12 protein-coding genes are annotated in these 13,760 nt (G+C 64.2%); 8 read left to right on the top strand and 4 right to left on the bottom strand.

What is annotated here, in order from left to right:
* Positions 1 to 97: 97 nt before the first annotated feature.
* Entirely contained in the window at positions 98 to 1,015 is a 918-nt protein-coding gene (locus tag RI103_RS29580) for an NAD(P)-dependent oxidoreductase (protein WP_310816156.1), read from the bottom strand.
* Between the two features lie 144 nt (positions 1,016 to 1,159).
* On the opposite strand from RI103_RS29580, the gene RI103_RS29575 reads away from it, so the two are divergent.
* From RI103_RS29575 to RI103_RS29545, 7 genes are all read left to right on the top strand, one after another.
* On the top strand, positions 1,160 to 2,959 hold the full coding sequence (locus RI103_RS29575) for an FAD-dependent oxidoreductase (protein ID WP_310816155.1): 1,800 nt from the start codon (positions 1,160 to 1,162) through the stop codon (positions 2,957 to 2,959).
* A gap of 102 nt (positions 2,960 to 3,061) precedes the next feature.
* Positions 3,062 to 4,855, top strand: coding sequence for an FAD-dependent oxidoreductase (locus tag RI103_RS29570; protein ID WP_310816154.1), 1,794 nt, complete (start codon positions 3,062 to 3,064; stop codon positions 4,853 to 4,855).
* Positions 4,855 to 5,466 carry an NIPSNAP family protein gene (locus RI103_RS29565; RefSeq protein ID WP_310816152.1) on the top strand — a complete coding sequence of 204 codons (612 nt, stop codon included), beginning with the start codon at positions 4,855 to 4,857 and terminating at the stop codon, positions 5,464 to 5,466. The genes RI103_RS29570 and RI103_RS29565 overlap by 1 nt, the downstream gene beginning before the upstream one ends.
* 40 nt (positions 5,467 to 5,506) lie before the next feature.
* On the top strand, positions 5,507 to 6,340 hold the full coding sequence (locus RI103_RS29560) for a sugar phosphate isomerase/epimerase (RefSeq protein ID WP_310816150.1): 834 nt from the start codon (positions 5,507 to 5,509) through the stop codon (positions 6,338 to 6,340).
* 117 nt (positions 6,341 to 6,457) lie between these two features.
* Positions 6,458 to 7,843 (top strand): MFS transporter, encoded by a 1,386-nt coding sequence (locus RI103_RS29555; RefSeq protein ID WP_310816148.1) that lies wholly within the window; start codon positions 6,458 to 6,460, stop codon positions 7,841 to 7,843.
* Positions 7,844 to 7,941: 98 nt separating this feature from the next.
* Entirely contained in the window at positions 7,942 to 8,796 is an 855-nt protein-coding gene (locus RI103_RS29550) for an IclR family transcriptional regulator (RefSeq protein ID WP_310816146.1), read from the top strand.
* A 374-nt stretch (positions 8,797 to 9,170) separates the two neighbouring features.
* Positions 9,171 to 9,713, top strand: coding sequence for a hypothetical protein (locus RI103_RS29545; protein WP_310816145.1), 543 nt, complete (start codon positions 9,171 to 9,173; stop codon positions 9,711 to 9,713).
* 159 nt (positions 9,714 to 9,872) lie between these two features.
* Here the strand turns inward: RI103_RS29545 and RI103_RS29540 are convergent, their stop codons facing one another.
* Entirely contained in the window at positions 9,873 to 10,133 is a 261-nt protein-coding gene (locus RI103_RS29540) for a hypothetical protein (protein WP_310816143.1), read from the bottom strand.
* 317 nt (positions 10,134 to 10,450) lie between these two features.
* On the opposite strand from RI103_RS29540, the gene RI103_RS29535 reads away from it, so the two are divergent.
* On the top strand, positions 10,451 to 12,355 hold the full coding sequence (locus RI103_RS29535; protein ID WP_310816142.1) for an AAA family ATPase: 1,905 nt from the start codon (positions 10,451 to 10,453) through the stop codon (positions 12,353 to 12,355).
* Positions 12,356 to 12,444: 89 nt separating this feature from the next.
* Here RI103_RS29535 and RI103_RS29530 read toward each other — a convergent pair whose 3' ends face one another.
* Both RI103_RS29530 and RI103_RS29525 read right to left on the bottom strand, forming a co-directional pair.
* Complete coding sequence (locus tag RI103_RS29530) at positions 12,445 to 12,711, bottom strand: hypothetical protein (RefSeq protein ID WP_409077001.1); 267 nt, start codon at positions 12,709 to 12,711, stop codon at positions 12,445 to 12,447.
* A gap of 90 nt (positions 12,712 to 12,801) precedes the next feature.
* Positions 12,802 to 13,596 (bottom strand): TSUP family transporter, encoded by a 795-nt coding sequence (locus tag RI103_RS29525; protein WP_310816139.1) that lies wholly within the window; start codon positions 13,594 to 13,596, stop codon positions 12,802 to 12,804.
* Between the last annotated feature and the right edge of the window lie 164 nt (positions 13,597 to 13,760).

Here is a 13,760-nt window from a genome sequence, read left to right as displayed (position 1 = left end):
CCAGAGTGTTGCCCGGTGTTCATCTTGCGCGATGCCGGGTGATCTTGCTTGAACGTGTGAACTCTAAGTCTTTATGGAATAGTGTTCAACAATAAAATTATTTCTTTTGAACCGCCGGGGAGGCAGGTTGCCGATAGAAATCCACGGTCTGACGTAGTCCTTCGGTAAGCGAGGTATGCGGCAGATCGGGCAGCAACTCCTCAAGAGTTGGATCAACGGGGAACATCGTCGCAATCGGTAATGGCGCGCCGGCCGTGTCGATACGTGCGCCCGGGACAATCGCGCCGATACGCTCGATGACCTGATCCACCGAAACGATGTCGCCTGCCAGGGTGAACACATGTGCGCCGCGCGGCGCTTGCATGAGGGCGGCTTCATATGCGGCGGCGACATCGTCCGCGAAAACGAGACCGGTCGAACCGGTGAACGGAATCGTGTACGGTTCGCCGCGCGCCGCGGCGCGGCAAGCGAGGCTTGGCCCGGCGCTCGAACCGGTCTCGCGCCCGGCGCCATACACGACGAGCGGCCGGAAGCCGACGCTGGCAATGCCATGTTCGTGCCAGTACGCGCGAGCCGCACCTTCGCAGGCGAGCTTGAACGCGCCGTAAAAGGTCTGCGGAAAAGGCACGGCGCCGTCAGCCGGCCCGAATACGCCCGCGCTGCTGGCGTACAGCACGCTCGTCATACCGGCGGCGCGCGCGGCTTCGAAAACGTTGAGCGTGCCGATCAGATTGATCTGCGCGCCGCGCACCGGATCGAGCGCGCAGGCTGGCGTGAGCACGCCCGCGAGATGAATCACCGCGTCGCAACCGTGCAGTGCGCGCGACACATCGGCTGCATTCGCTATGTCGCCGCTCGCCCATTGCGCCGCCGCGGCCTGCTCGGGCGCGAGCGCTTGCAGCAGACGCGCATCGGCGCGCAGATCGAACGCCCGCACGCCGATGCCTTTGCCAAGCAGACGCCGCATGATCCACGCCCCCAGAAAACCGCTTCCTCCCGTCACCAATACGCGCATCGTCTTTTCTCCGTGAGTGCAGAAATATTTTGCATTTTTGCATTTGTGGAATAGTATTCCGAAATCAAAGCAAATTCTACAGATGTTGACGAACTGCGACGAACTCTCCGTCGCGGGCCAAGACGAGGAGCAGAGGAGCAGGACATGGTGGAGACACTCAGCGGGTTGCAGGAGAACGAAACGTTCGACGTCGCGGTGATCGGCGCGGGCGGGGCAGGGATGTCGGCGGCGCTGTTCGCCGCGATCGAAGGCGCGCGCGTGTTGCTGGTGGAAAGCACCGAATACGTGGGCGGCACCACAGCGTATTCGGCGGGCACCACGTGGATTCCCGATTCGATGCACGGCCCGTCGGTCAATCCGGACGACAGCAGCGCGAACGCCGAAGCGTTTCTGCGTCGTGCGGTCGGCGAGCGCAGCAGCGAGGCGCTGCGTCGCGCGTTTCTGGCAGCCGGACCGCAGGCCGTCGCGCACATCGAGGCCAATTCGGACGTGAAGTATCGGGCGCGCCCGTTTCATCCGGACTATCTGTCCGAGCTCGAAGGCTCGACTTTGCGCGGCCGCGCGCTGGAGCCTCTCGCTTTCGACGGCCGCAAGCTCGAAAAGCATTTCGCGCTGATCCGTCCGCCAATTCCGGAGTTCACGGTACTTGGCGGCATGATGGTGGATCGCGACGACGTCGCTCATTTGCTCGGCATGACGAAGTCGCTCAAGGCCCTGCGCCATGCCGCGAAGCTGCTTGCGCGACACGTCCGCGATCGCATGAGTTGGCCGCGCGGCACGCGTCTCGTGATGGGCAACGCGCTGATCGGCCGTCTGCTTTATTCGCTGCTGGCTCGCAACGTCACTGTGCTGGTGAGCACGAAACTCGAAGCGCTGCGCACCGGGGCGAACGGCAATGTCGACGGTATCACGCTGACCCAGAACGGCCAGCGACGTCAAATCGCGGTGACAGGTGGCGTGATTCTCGCAAGCGGCGGTTTCAACCGGCATCCGCAACGACGCGGCGCGATGCTGCCGGGCGTCGATCCGGGCTGGTGTCCCGGCGCGCCGGGACACACCGGCAGCGCGCACGATCTGGCGCTCGCCGTCGGCGCACGTTATGGCGAAGGCGCGTTGAGCAACGCGTTCTGGGCGCCGGTCTCCGTGCGCAAACGCAAGGACGGCACGACCGCGGTGTTCCCTCACTTCATGATGGATCGCGGCAAGCCCGGCATGGTGGTCGTCAATCAGGCAGGCAAGCGTTTCCTCAACGAAAACACCTCGTATCACCTGTTCGGTATCGCGATGCAGGAGGCGCATCGCCAGTCGCCGTGCGTGCCTGCGTATCTCGTCACGGATGCCGAAGGCTTGCGCAAATATGGTCTCGGCATGGTGCGTCCGGGTGGCAAAGGCCTCGATCCATTTCTCGCCGACGGCTATCTGACACGCGCCGCTACGCTCGACGAACTCGCGCGCAAGCTGGACATCGATCCGCGCGGACTGGCCGATAGCGTCGCGCGCATCAACGAATACGCGCAGACCGGCGTGGATGCGGATTTTCAGCGCGGCACGACCGACTATCAGCGCGCCAACGGCGACGCGAACTGGCCGGGACCGAATCCCTGCCTCGGGCCGATCGGCCGCGCGCCGTTCTACGCGGTGCGGCTCTATCCCGGCGACATCGGCGCGGCGACCGGCCTCGTCAGCGATCATCAGGCCCGCGTGCTGGGGCGCGACGATCAACCTGTCGGCGGTCTGTACGCGTGCGGCAACGACATGCAATCGGTGATGGGCGGTGTGTATCCTGGTCCGGGCATTACGTTGGGACCCGGGCTCGCGTTTGCCTATCTCGCCGGCCGCGACGCGGCTGCGCGCGCCAAAGCCGCTTCGGCTTCAAGGCTTTCGTCTGCGCCGCTCGGCTCTGCTGGCGCCAGCTCGCAGCGGGCCAAGGAAAAAATCCTCTGACGAACCAGGGCCGAGCCTGGTTTGAATGAAATTGTAGAATGGAATAGTATTCAACAAAAGAGATTGAAATCAATCTCTTTTAACCGACCAAGCGAACTGGCAATGAAGCGCGATCCGATCCTCGAATGTGACGTACTGGTACTGGGTTCCGGCGCGGCCGGCCTTTCCACCGCGGTGACCGCCGCGACGCGCGGACTGCGCGTGATGGTGGCGGAAAAAGCCGCGGTGTTCGGCGGCACGACCGCATGGTCGGGCGGCTGGATGTGGATTCCTGGCAACCCGCTCGCAACGCGCGCGGGAATTGTCGAGGATCCCGAATCATCGCGCACGTATCTGCGCAACGAACTCGGCGCGCACTTCGACGCGGACAAGGTCGACGCGTTGCTCGACTATGGTCCCGAGATGATCGAGTTCTTCGAACGCCATACGTCGGTGCGTTTTGTCGACGGCAACCGCATTCCCGATTTTCATACCACGCCCGGCGCCGCGACCGGCGGCCGCTCGGTGTGCGCAATGCCGTTCGACGGCCGCGAACTCGGACCGCTGATCGAGCGGCTGCGCGAGCCGCTCGGCGTGGTGACGCTCAAAGGCATGGCGATCGGTTCAGGGCAGGACCTCGCGCATTTCTTCAACGCCACGCGCTCGCTGCGCTCCACAAGGCACGTGCTGCGCAGGCTCGCGGTGTTCGTGGGCCACAAGCTGCGCTATGGCCGCTCCATGCATCTTGTGAATGGCAACGCGCTGGTCGCGCGACTGCTCAAATCGGCGGCCGATCTCGACGTCGATCTGCGCACGAACGCAAAGGCGGTCGCGTTGCTGCGTGAAGCGGGGCGCGTGGTGGGCGCGCGTGTCGAACTCGACGGCGTGCCACACGAGGTGCGTGCCGCGCGTGGCGTGGTGCTGGCCTGCGGCGGTTATCCGCACGACCTCGAGCGTCGTGCGCAAACTTTTGCTTATACGCCGTCGGGGCGCGAGCACTGGTCGGCCGCGCCGCTCACCAATACCGGCGACGGCATTCGTCTCGGCGAGTCGATCGGCGGGCACTTCGATGCGTCGCTCGAAACGCCCGCCGCCTGGGCGCCGGTCTCGCTCGTGCCGCAAGGCAAGGGGCGCGCGGACGTCGCGTTTCCGCATCTGATCGAGCGCGCGAAGCCGGGCGTGATCGCGGTGACGCGCGCGGGCCGGCGCTTTGTCAACGAAGCCTCGTCATATCACGACTTCGTCAGCGCGCTGATCGGCACCACGCCTGCCGGTGAGGAAGTCTGCGCGTGGCTGGTTTGCGACCATCGTTTCCAGCGCCGCTACGGACTGGGCTTTTCGAAGCCGTTTCCGTTTCCCACCGCGCCGTATCGCCGCTCGGGCTATCTGAAACGCGCGAACAGTCTTGCCGAACTCGCCGCGCAATGCGGCATCGATCGAGAAGGACTGGAGAGTACCGTGGCGGCCTGCAACAGCTACGCAAAGGAGGGCTTCGACCCGCAATTCCACAAGGGCTCGACGCCGTACAACCGCGTGCAGGGCGACGCGGGACACACGCCGAGTCCGTGCCTCGCGCCGCTCGAAGACGGGCCGTTCTATGCGGTCAAGCTGCTGCCCGGCAGCCTCGGCACGTTCGCGGGCCTCGCCACCGATGCCACCGCTCGCGTACTCGATAACGCGGGGCACGCCGTGCCTGGCCTTTACGCGGTCGGCAACGATAGCGCCAGCATGATGGGCGGCTGTTATCCGAGCGGCGGCATCACGCTCGGCCCGGCGATGACGTTCGGTTATCTCGCGGGCCTCTCCATCGCCGGCGAAGCTCGAGCAGTTCAGGCGGCTCAGGCAGTTCACAGCGCGCAAGACTTACCAGCGGCGCCGGCCACGCACACCACCATTCAAACACAAGGACACATGTGATGACGCTCTACGACGTAGTGACACTCACGGTGAAGATCGGCGCGAACGCGCAGGTCTTCGAAAGCATCCGGGCGAGCGGCGATCAGCCGGGCTCGAAGCTGCTCGGCTGCTGGTATTCCGATATCGGCGCGCTTGGACAGGTGATAGTGCTGCGCGGCTTCGATTCGGAAGCCGCGTTGATCACGGAGCGCAGGCGCATGCTGCTCGAAGGCAACCCATTCGGCTGCGGCGAATTCGTCACGGACGTGAAGATCGACAGCTATTCGCTGTTCCCGTTTCTGCCGCCGATCGAACCGGCCGTCTACGGCGGCATCTACGAGATGCGCGTGTACGGCACCAGACTCGCGAGCCTGCAGCAGACCATTGACGCGTGGGAGAAAGCGGTGCCCGAGCGGACGCAGCGTTCGCCGCTCGTGGGCGCAATGTATTCGCTCGACGGCAACGTGCCGCGTTTTCTCAACATCTGGCCGTATGCGAGCGTCGACGAGCGTTCGCGGATTCGCGCCGAAGCGGTGAAGGACGGCATCTGGCCGCCCAAGGGCGGGCCCGCGCATCTGACCACGATGGAGTCGACGATCTGCGTGCCGGCGCCGTTCTCGCCGTTGCGCTGAGCGCGAACCCGAAGAGATGAAATCGAACTCAGGAAACGACATGACCCAGCACAACTCACGGGCGCTCTCGTTGTCGGCGTTGACCGTGCTAGAACTGAGCCCGCCGCGAATGGTGGAATGCGCGGCGCAGGCGGGCTACGGCTTCGTCGGGCTGCGCCTGTTGCCCGCCACCGATCACGAAGCACGCCACGACATCATTGGCCCGACGCAGTTGAAGCGCGAGACGCTCGCATGTCTGCGCGACACCGGCGTCAAGGTGCTCGACGTCGAGATTCTGCGTCTCAAGCCCGACACCGATGTGGCCGCATTCAAGCCGATGCTCGATACCGCCGCCGAACTCGGCGCGCGTTACGTGCTGGTTGCAGGTAACGATCCCGATGAAGCACGCACCGCGGAACGTCTCGCGCGACTCTGCGATCTCGCCGCGCCGCTCGGCCTGTCGCCTTCGCTCGAACCGATGCCGTGGACCGACGTGAAGGACATCACGCAAGGCGCGCGTATTGTCAAGGCGGCGGCGCGGCGCAATACCGGCCTGATCGTCGATCCGATTCACTTCGACCGCGCGGGTTCGTCGGCCGACGCATTGCGAGCGTTGCCACGCGAGTATTTCGGCTACGTGCAGTTTTGCGACGCGCCGGCCGAGCGTCCCGCCGACCTCGACACGTTGCTGTATCAGGCGCGTTGCGAGCGTCTGATTCCGGGCGAGGGCGGCATCGACCTTGGCGGCATTCTGCGCGCACTGCCGGATCATCTGCCGATCAGTATCGAAGTGCCGACCCGGCAGTGGGCTAAAAGCGCGCCCGCTGTGGAGCGCGCCCGCAAGCTGCGCGAGGCGACGCTCGCCGTACTCGAACGGACCTATGCGATGACGTAGTCCGTTTCATCTTCCTGCGAGCCGGTCCGCCGAAGCGCACGCCAAAGATGCCGCGCGGCATGAGACCGGCAACCTCAATCGATAGCAATAACGATAACAACGGTCTGGAGACACCTGATGGAACCTTTACTCAAGGCGCCGCGGAAACCCGCGTCCGCTTCGCGCGTCATCGACGTGCAGCAGTTGCTCGACGACCAACCCGTCGGGCGCTTTCAGATTCTCGTGTTGCTGATGTGCATGTTCATCGTCACGCTCGACGGACTCGACACCGTGATGGTCGGTTTCATCGCACCGGCATTATCGAGTGCGTGGGCGATTCCGCGCGATGCGCTCGGCCCCGTGATGAGCGGCGGCCTGCTCGGTCTCGCGTTCGGCGCGCTGGGCGCGGGACCGCTCGCGGACCGCTTCGGCCGCAAGACGGTGATGACGAGTGCGGTTCTCTTCTTCGGGGTCTGGAGTCTGGGCTCGGCCTTCGCGAGCAACATCGGCGAACTCACGGTGCTGCGCTTTCTCACAGGTCTCGGTCTCGGCGCATCCATGCCCAACGCCGCCACGCTGATGGCCGAATACGCGCCGCAACGCTGCCGTGCGCTGATGGTGACGACCGTGTTCTGCGGCTTCACGCTCGGCGCGGCCGGCGGCGGATTCGTGAGCGCATGGCTGATCGCGTCGCACGGCTGGCATTCGGTGCTGATCCTCGGCGGCGTCCTGCCGATCTTGTACGTGCCGCTGATGATCAAATGGCTGCCCGAATCCGCGCGCTTTCTCGCGCTCAAGGAAACGCGCCGCGCGCGGCTCGTGTCGGTGATGAACCGCCTCGAACCAGGCAGCGCCGATCAGACCACGCGCTTCGTCGCGCATGACACGCCACAGCGCGAACGCAGCCCGATCCGTTTGATCCTGTCGCGCGACTACGCATTCGGCACGGTGATGCTGTGGATCTGCTACTTCGCCGGCTTGCTGACCGTGTATCTGCTCGGCAGCTGGCTGCCGACGCTGATTCGCGGCGCGGGCTTCACGCTCGCCGAAGCGGCGGTGGTCGGCGCGCTGTTTCAGGCGGGCGGCACCATCGGCTCGCTCGCGATCGGCTGGCAGATGGACCGCTTCAATCCGCATCGCGCGCTCGGCGCAACGGTGTTCATGGGCGGCGTGCTGGCCTGGTATATGGGCTTGCCCGGCCACGGCATCACCGCGATCAGCGTGCTGGCGTTCGGCATGGGCTACTGCATGAATGGCTCCAACACGGGATTCTGCGCGTTGGCGGCGGGTTCCTATCCGACCCGCATGCGCGCCACCGGCACGAGCTGGATGCTCGGCATCGGCCGCTTCGGCGGGATTGCGGGGGCGATGTTGGGCGCCGGCATGCTGCACGCGAACTGGGGCTTCGGTCAGGTGTTCACCTCGCTCGCCTTGCCTGCCGCGGTGGGCGCGGCGGCGGTGCTGCTCAAGGGCGCGCGTCACCGCGGGCCGGTGCTGCAGGTCAGTGCGGGCATCGGACACTGAGATCAGCGGAATTTCATTGGCGCCAGACGAAGGCGCCCTTGAGTTCCGATATGGAATCGTGTTCTCATTCGGTATCGAAATCGAATTGAGAGTGCAACATGGCGGGGAATCTGGAGCGGGCGCTGGCCATCATCGAACTGCTGGCGAAGCAGGGCGGCAGCATGCAGTTGGCCGCCATCGCCGATACGCTGAACATTCCGCGCAGCGGCACGCATCGCCTGCTGGCCGAGTTGAGCGAAGAAGGCTATGTGCGGCAGGACGAGCACGGCGAATACGTGCTGGCGCTCAAACTGGTGTCGCTCGCGCTGATGTGGTTGTCCACCGGCGGCGTGCTGGATATTTCGCAGCCGGTGCTCGACCGCCTGGCGGCGGCCTCGGGCGAGCTGGCGCGGCTGGGGGTGGTGGAGGACGATCACATCACCTTCGTCGGCAAGGCGCAGGGCGCCAAATCCGGCTTGCGCTACGACCCGGACATGGGCAGCCAGCCGCCGCTGCACTGCACCGCCAGCGGCCAGGCGTGGCTCGCCACCATGAGCGACGAGGAAGCGCTCGAACTCGTGTCGCGCCAGGGCGGCATCGGCAAGGCAGGGCCGCGCGGCCCCAAGGCGCCGAAAACGATCCAGCAGTTTCTCCAGGACCTGGCGGGCGCGCGCAAGCGCGGCTACGGCGTCGCGAGCGAAACCTACGAGGCCGGCATGACCTCGATGGCGGCGCCGATCCGTCATCCGTTGACTGGGCTGGTGGTGGGGATCGTCAGTCTCGCGGGTCCGACCAGCCGTTTGCCGGAAGCGCGCCTGAAAGAGTTGGCGCCGGCTTTGCTCGAAGCCGCGTCGGATATGGGCGCGGCCACCATGAGTTCGCCGTATTTCAAACGCAGTCTGCGCGTGGCGCCGGTAGCGGCCGTGGTGCAGCCGGTCGAACCGAAGCGCAAGGGACGGCCGCGGGCGGCCTGAGCTTTGATCCGCTTGCTGGAGCGAGTAAGTTCGATTTACAGCTTTGACGTGGTCCTGTTCGGTGGATTTTCGCCGTTTCTGATGGCGTGGCTCATCAACCGGACGGGCGCTCCGATGGTCCCGGCGTGGGATCCGATGGGCGCGGCCGCGCTGACGCTCATCGCGGTCTCTGCGCTTATATCCGCAACCGCCGTCCGCGGGAGCTTCTGAACCACACTGGTCGGCGTCAGGTCGCGCTGGTGCGGGTTGGCCTCGATATAGCGGCGTACCCGACCATCACCGCGGCTTGCAGCGCGGCGCGGCCCGCGCCGCTCAGGCGCGCCTCCTTGCGAAACGCGGCCACCAGCAATTGCGCGCCCGTCTGCAGGGCATCGATGGCGCTGGCCGGACCGGATTTCGCGCGCCGGCGTCCAAATTTGAGACGTACGGTCAAGCCCGACAAAAAAGCTGCATTAATGTTGCGTGATCAGATGCAGATCGTTTCCCTGACGGCGCGCCATGCAGTCGACTTTCGCCCTCTATTGGAATCGCAACTGCGCGCAGAAACAGCGCCGATCCGTTTCGTGCGCTGCATGGCTGCAAGGTTCACGCTTTGTCAGCGGGCAATTCACGGGGTATCAAAGATGAGCGGCACGAACAGGCAACCGACCGGGCAACGTGGCGCTCGACATCCGGCCAGTCTGGTAGACAGCCAGTTGCAACATCTCGAGAACGTGATGGAGTACCTGGCGCGTGGGGACGCGTCCAGCGGGCTGTATCCGCTCGACCACGAGTATTGGGAAAAACGCGTCCGCGCGCTGGAAGAGACCCACGAGCTGATTGCCAGTCAGCGGCAACGCCTGACGAAACTTCTCGGAAGACTCGCGAGCGAAGCGCAGATGGCGCAGATGGCGTTGAAGCCGCGCACGGCTGCCTGATTCCGTCGAAGCACAGGAACGCGAGGAACGGATTTTAGTCGAGGAGAACCAGATCGATGCATGCCGGCATCGTTAATAAAAGCAGCAGAACCTGAGAGCAGGTGGCGATGGTGCGAACGGGCCCGAAGAGGCCCGTCGCACATCCCTAACGTTTGAGTGTCAATGAACACCTGCGGCGCGAACCCGCGCCGTTGCGCCCACCGCCTCGCTCATGAGCCGGTCGATGAGTTTCGCCGCCGGCAGCCATGGCCGGATCAGCGCCGGCGATTTCCTCGCGAACATCCCCTGACGAAACGAGACGCCCGCACTGCCGGACGGTACGGCATTTTCGTCAGACGTCACGCGGACGTTTAAAAAGCGGTTTTTGCCGTAATACTGACCGTTTTTAAATAGGGAGCGGTTAATAGTAGCCAGCCACAATACGCAATGAATTTAGCGCTGATAAACTGTGCGCCAGAGCAGTCTGTTACCCGCAATACACACAGCGCTCGCTCCCCAAATCCGGCGGCTCGAAAACGCCGGATAGACGGTAGAACTAGGCTTTTTCTGCGATTTGGAAGAAGCGGCGGCACGGCATACTGGCCTTGTGCACGTCGCAAAAAGGGACGCATGGTTGGGTGTCCTTTCTTCCGGTCGTGCATGGTGTCGCATCAGTCGATTCCCCTCCGCCAACCTCTGCCCATCTGAACTTTGACAAGTATCAGGGCTCGCTTTGAGCCCGTTTTTGGAAGTGACTTATGAAGCCGGGAAACAACTCGCTTGGTAAAAGACGCACACGCAAGATCGCCATGTCGGTGGCGGCGGCGCTTATCGCAGTGTTGCTCGCATTCGGCGTGTGGCATTACCAGCAGCGCGTGGCGCAGGTCGCGCCGGCGCTGACCGGCGTCGCGAGCCAGATGCGCCACGATTCCTCGGCATGGATGCACGAAGAGAAAGATGCCTCGCAAATGTTGCGCGATATTCACGACGCCAACGTTGCCGCAATCGGCGTGAGCCCCAACGCGATTCTGATCTCGAAGCGCGACGGTACGAAATACTTCGTCACCGACCACAACGCGACGTTCTCGCATGCGCTGCTGCTCGGCGAACCGAAGGCCGATGAGGCCTCCGCCTATCAACTCGTCTGGCTTCCCGACGCGGATATTCAAACCGGCGGCTCCCGCTGGGTGCAAGTGTTCGACCAGGTGCGCGACGCAATCAGCCTGCTGCTGCCGCTGTTGCTGGTCGGCGGCATGGTGTGGTTCATGCGGCGCGAAATGCGCGGCGGCGCCACGCTGCTTGCCAAGGCGCCCGCACTGCGCTTCGACGACGTGATCGGCGCGGGTGAAGCAAAGGCGGCGCTCGCGGACATTCGCGGTTACCTCTCCGACCCGAAGCAATTCACGTCGATGGGCGTGCGCGCGCCGTGCGGCATTCTGATGGTGGGCGGACCGGGCGTCGGCAAGACGCGCCTTGCCCAGGCGCTGGCCGGCGAGTGCGGCGCGAACTTCATCTCGATCACGGGCAGCTATTTCAGCGCGAAGTACTACGGCGTCGGCATCCAGAAAGTCAAACATCTGTTCGAACTGGCGCGCAAGAATGCGCCCACGGTGATTTTCATCGACGAAGCCGACGGTCTCGCCAAGCGCACGGATACGGGCAGCGGCCCGGTCGAAGCCGAGAGCAACCGCATCATCAATCAACTGCTGGCGGAAATGGATGGCTTCGCTTCGAACGAAGGCGTCATCATCGTCGCGGCGACCAATCATCCCGACAATCTGGATGAAGCGTTGCGCCGGCCAGGCCGCTTCGACCGCACCGTGCAGGTCCGTTTGCCCGATCGCGAAGACCGCGCGAAGATTTTCCGTTTCTACGCGGAGAAGCTGAAGTCGAAATCCGCGGATATCGACTACGACCAGTTGGCGCGCCTGACCACGGGTCTGTCGCCGGCAACGGTAGCAATGGTGGTGAATCAGGCGGGGCTCGTCGCGCGCAAATCCGGCGACACCGAAATCACCTCGAAGCATTTCATGGAAGCGATCAAGATTGCGCGCATCGGCGACGTGAGCGGCGCCGAGCGCGCGCTGAGCGAGGACGAACGCACGCGTATAGCAGTGCACGAAGCGGGACATGGTCTCGTCGCCGCGCTGCTGGGCACGGGCGTGCTGGAAGAGGTGACGATCCTGCCGCGCGGCGGTGCGCTGGGTGTCGCGCTCATCACGAAAGCGCAGGACAAGCACCTGTATCGCGAGACGGAGATTCGCAACGAAATCCAGGTTTTGCTCGGCGGCCGCAACGCTGAAATTCTCACGTTTTCCGAAGCATCGAGCGGCGCTGCGTCTGACTTGCAGGAAGCGTCACGCATCAGCCTCGACATGGTGTCGAAATTCGGCTTCAACAGCGACGGCAATCTGTTCAGCCTCGCCGCACTGCCGTCGCAGTACGCGGGTCTGCAAATGAAGAGCGCCATCGAGCACGCGAACGTGCTGCTCAAGGAGTTGAACGAACTGTGCTACGGACTGCTGCATGCGTACGAGCCGGTGCTGCGCGCCATTGCGGACGAACTGCTCGAACAGGAAACCGTCCCCGGGGAGACCGTGTACCGGTTGATCCGCGAGCACAAGAGCACGCTGAAGATCGTGCATGAGCCAGAAGCGGCGTGATCCGGATCGACTGACTGCCTGATGGCAATCGACGGGCGGCGCCAGTTCATGGCGCCGCTTTTTTTTGCGCGGTGCTGGTTACGCGCTAGTTACGCGAAATCCGATGGGCCGGGCTCCGGAACGCCCGGAGGCGTTTCGGTGTCGCCCAACGTTTCGCCGTCGGCGTCGTCAGCGGGTGGAGGCGTCTCGCCTTTTTTCGGCAGCGGCTGATCGAGACCCGGTTCGACCGGCGTGGGAATTGCATCGCCGATTGGCTTGGACACCTTGGTAGGCGGGCCGCCGGGGTCTTCTTCGGGCTGACGCTCGGGCTCGTGCTCTTGCTCCTGCTCATTCGGTGAATTGGCCATGGCTGCCACGACGGGCTCTCCGGTTGATTAGAGTGACACCATTTGAGCAGCAATGCGCGTACCACGGCCCGTTTCGCGCCGGCGCAAATCGCACGAACCTTATAAAACCCCGGATTTCCAGATCATCTGTGCCGCGGCCGCCACCACGAACACCAGCACAAGGATGCGGAACGCTGCGGGCGGCAAGCGGTCGCGCAAGGGCCGCACCAGCAGCATCCCCCCGATCACCGGCACGCTCGCGCAGGCCGAGATGGCCAGGTCGGTCCAACTGGCATGTGCTCCACCGCCGAATGTCGCGACGAGCGTGATGATCGAAACCACCAGAATGATCGCGATCTGCTTCGTGAACGCTTTGCCCGTCGCGCCTGTTGCGATGAGATACATCGCGAGCAAAGGGCCCGGCACCGACGCAATGCTCTCCATGAGCGCCGCGCCGAATCCCAACACGAACCCCGCCGGCTTTGCCCACGTCGGCGACAGCGTCAGCCGCGGCGAAGCCAGCAACAGCAATGCCGCGATCATCAGCAACGCGCCGGCAGCCGCTTGCGCGCGATGCGGCGCCAGCGAAATCAACACCGTCACGCCGACGATGTTGCCGATCACCGTGCCCATCAGCGGCGCGGCGATGCGCCGGACGGTCGGTAAGAGTTCGCCGCCTTCGAGTGCCTGCGGGATATTGCCGAGGATGATCGGCATCGACAACAGAAGAACCGCTTCCTTGATCGGCAGGAAGTGGCTCAGGATCGGCATCGCCACGAGCGGCACGCCGATGCTGACTACGCCCTTGACCATCCCGCCCAGCAGGAGCGCGGCAACGATGCCGAGCAACGCGTACAGGTTCAGCGCTTGCAGGCCGGCGCCAAGAACGCCGTGGGCGAATGTGAAATGAGACATGGTTGGACATCGCGCGCTGGACACCGCGAGGCGGCCGCGCGGATCGGATCGACGGACAGCGCGCTGACGGTGGCTTGTTGTTACGGTCCGGCCAGTTCGGCGCCCGCGTGTCACGCAAGATCAGAAGCAGCCGGCTAAGTGAGGCCGCATGATACCGTGCCCGC

Origin of the sequence: Paraburkholderia sp. FT54 (assembly GCF_031585635.1) — a bacterium.
Taxonomy (GTDB): Bacteria; Pseudomonadota; Gammaproteobacteria; order Burkholderiales; family Burkholderiaceae; genus Paraburkholderia.
The sequence above is the reverse complement of the archived record's forward strand: the minus strand, read 5'-3'. Positions and strand labels throughout refer to the sequence as shown.

Bases quoted from the DNA above. Each gene is read 5' to 3' on its own strand.
- RI103_RS29580 (WP_310816156.1), bottom strand. From the start codon at position 1,015: ATGCGCGTATTGGTGACGGGAGGAAGCGGTTTTCTGGGGGCGTGGATC.
- RI103_RS29575 (WP_310816155.1), top strand. From the start codon at position 1,160: ATGGTGGAGACACTCAGCGGGTTGCAGGAGAACGAAACGTTCGACGTC.
- RI103_RS29570 (WP_310816154.1), top strand. From the start codon at position 3,062: ATGAAGCGCGATCCGATCCTCGAATGTGACGTACTGGTACTGGGTTCC.
- RI103_RS29565 (WP_310816152.1), top strand. From the start codon at position 4,855: ATGACGCTCTACGACGTAGTGACACTCACGGTGAAGATCGGCGCGAAC.
- RI103_RS29560 (WP_310816150.1), top strand. From the start codon at position 5,507: ATGACCCAGCACAACTCACGGGCGCTCTCGTTGTCGGCGTTGACCGTG.
- RI103_RS29555 (WP_310816148.1), top strand. From the start codon at position 6,458: ATGGAACCTTTACTCAAGGCGCCGCGGAAACCCGCGTCCGCTTCGCGC.
- RI103_RS29550 (WP_310816146.1), top strand. From the start codon at position 7,942: ATGGCGGGGAATCTGGAGCGGGCGCTGGCCATCATCGAACTGCTGGCG.
- RI103_RS29545 (WP_310816145.1), top strand. From the start codon at position 9,171: ATGGCGCTGGCCGGACCGGATTTCGCGCGCCGGCGTCCAAATTTGAGA.
- RI103_RS29535 (WP_310816142.1), top strand. From the start codon at position 10,451: ATGAAGCCGGGAAACAACTCGCTTGGTAAAAGACGCACACGCAAGATC.
- RI103_RS29525 (WP_310816139.1), bottom strand. From the start codon at position 13,596: ATGTCTCATTTCACATTCGCCCACGGCGTTCTTGGCGCCGGCCTGCAA.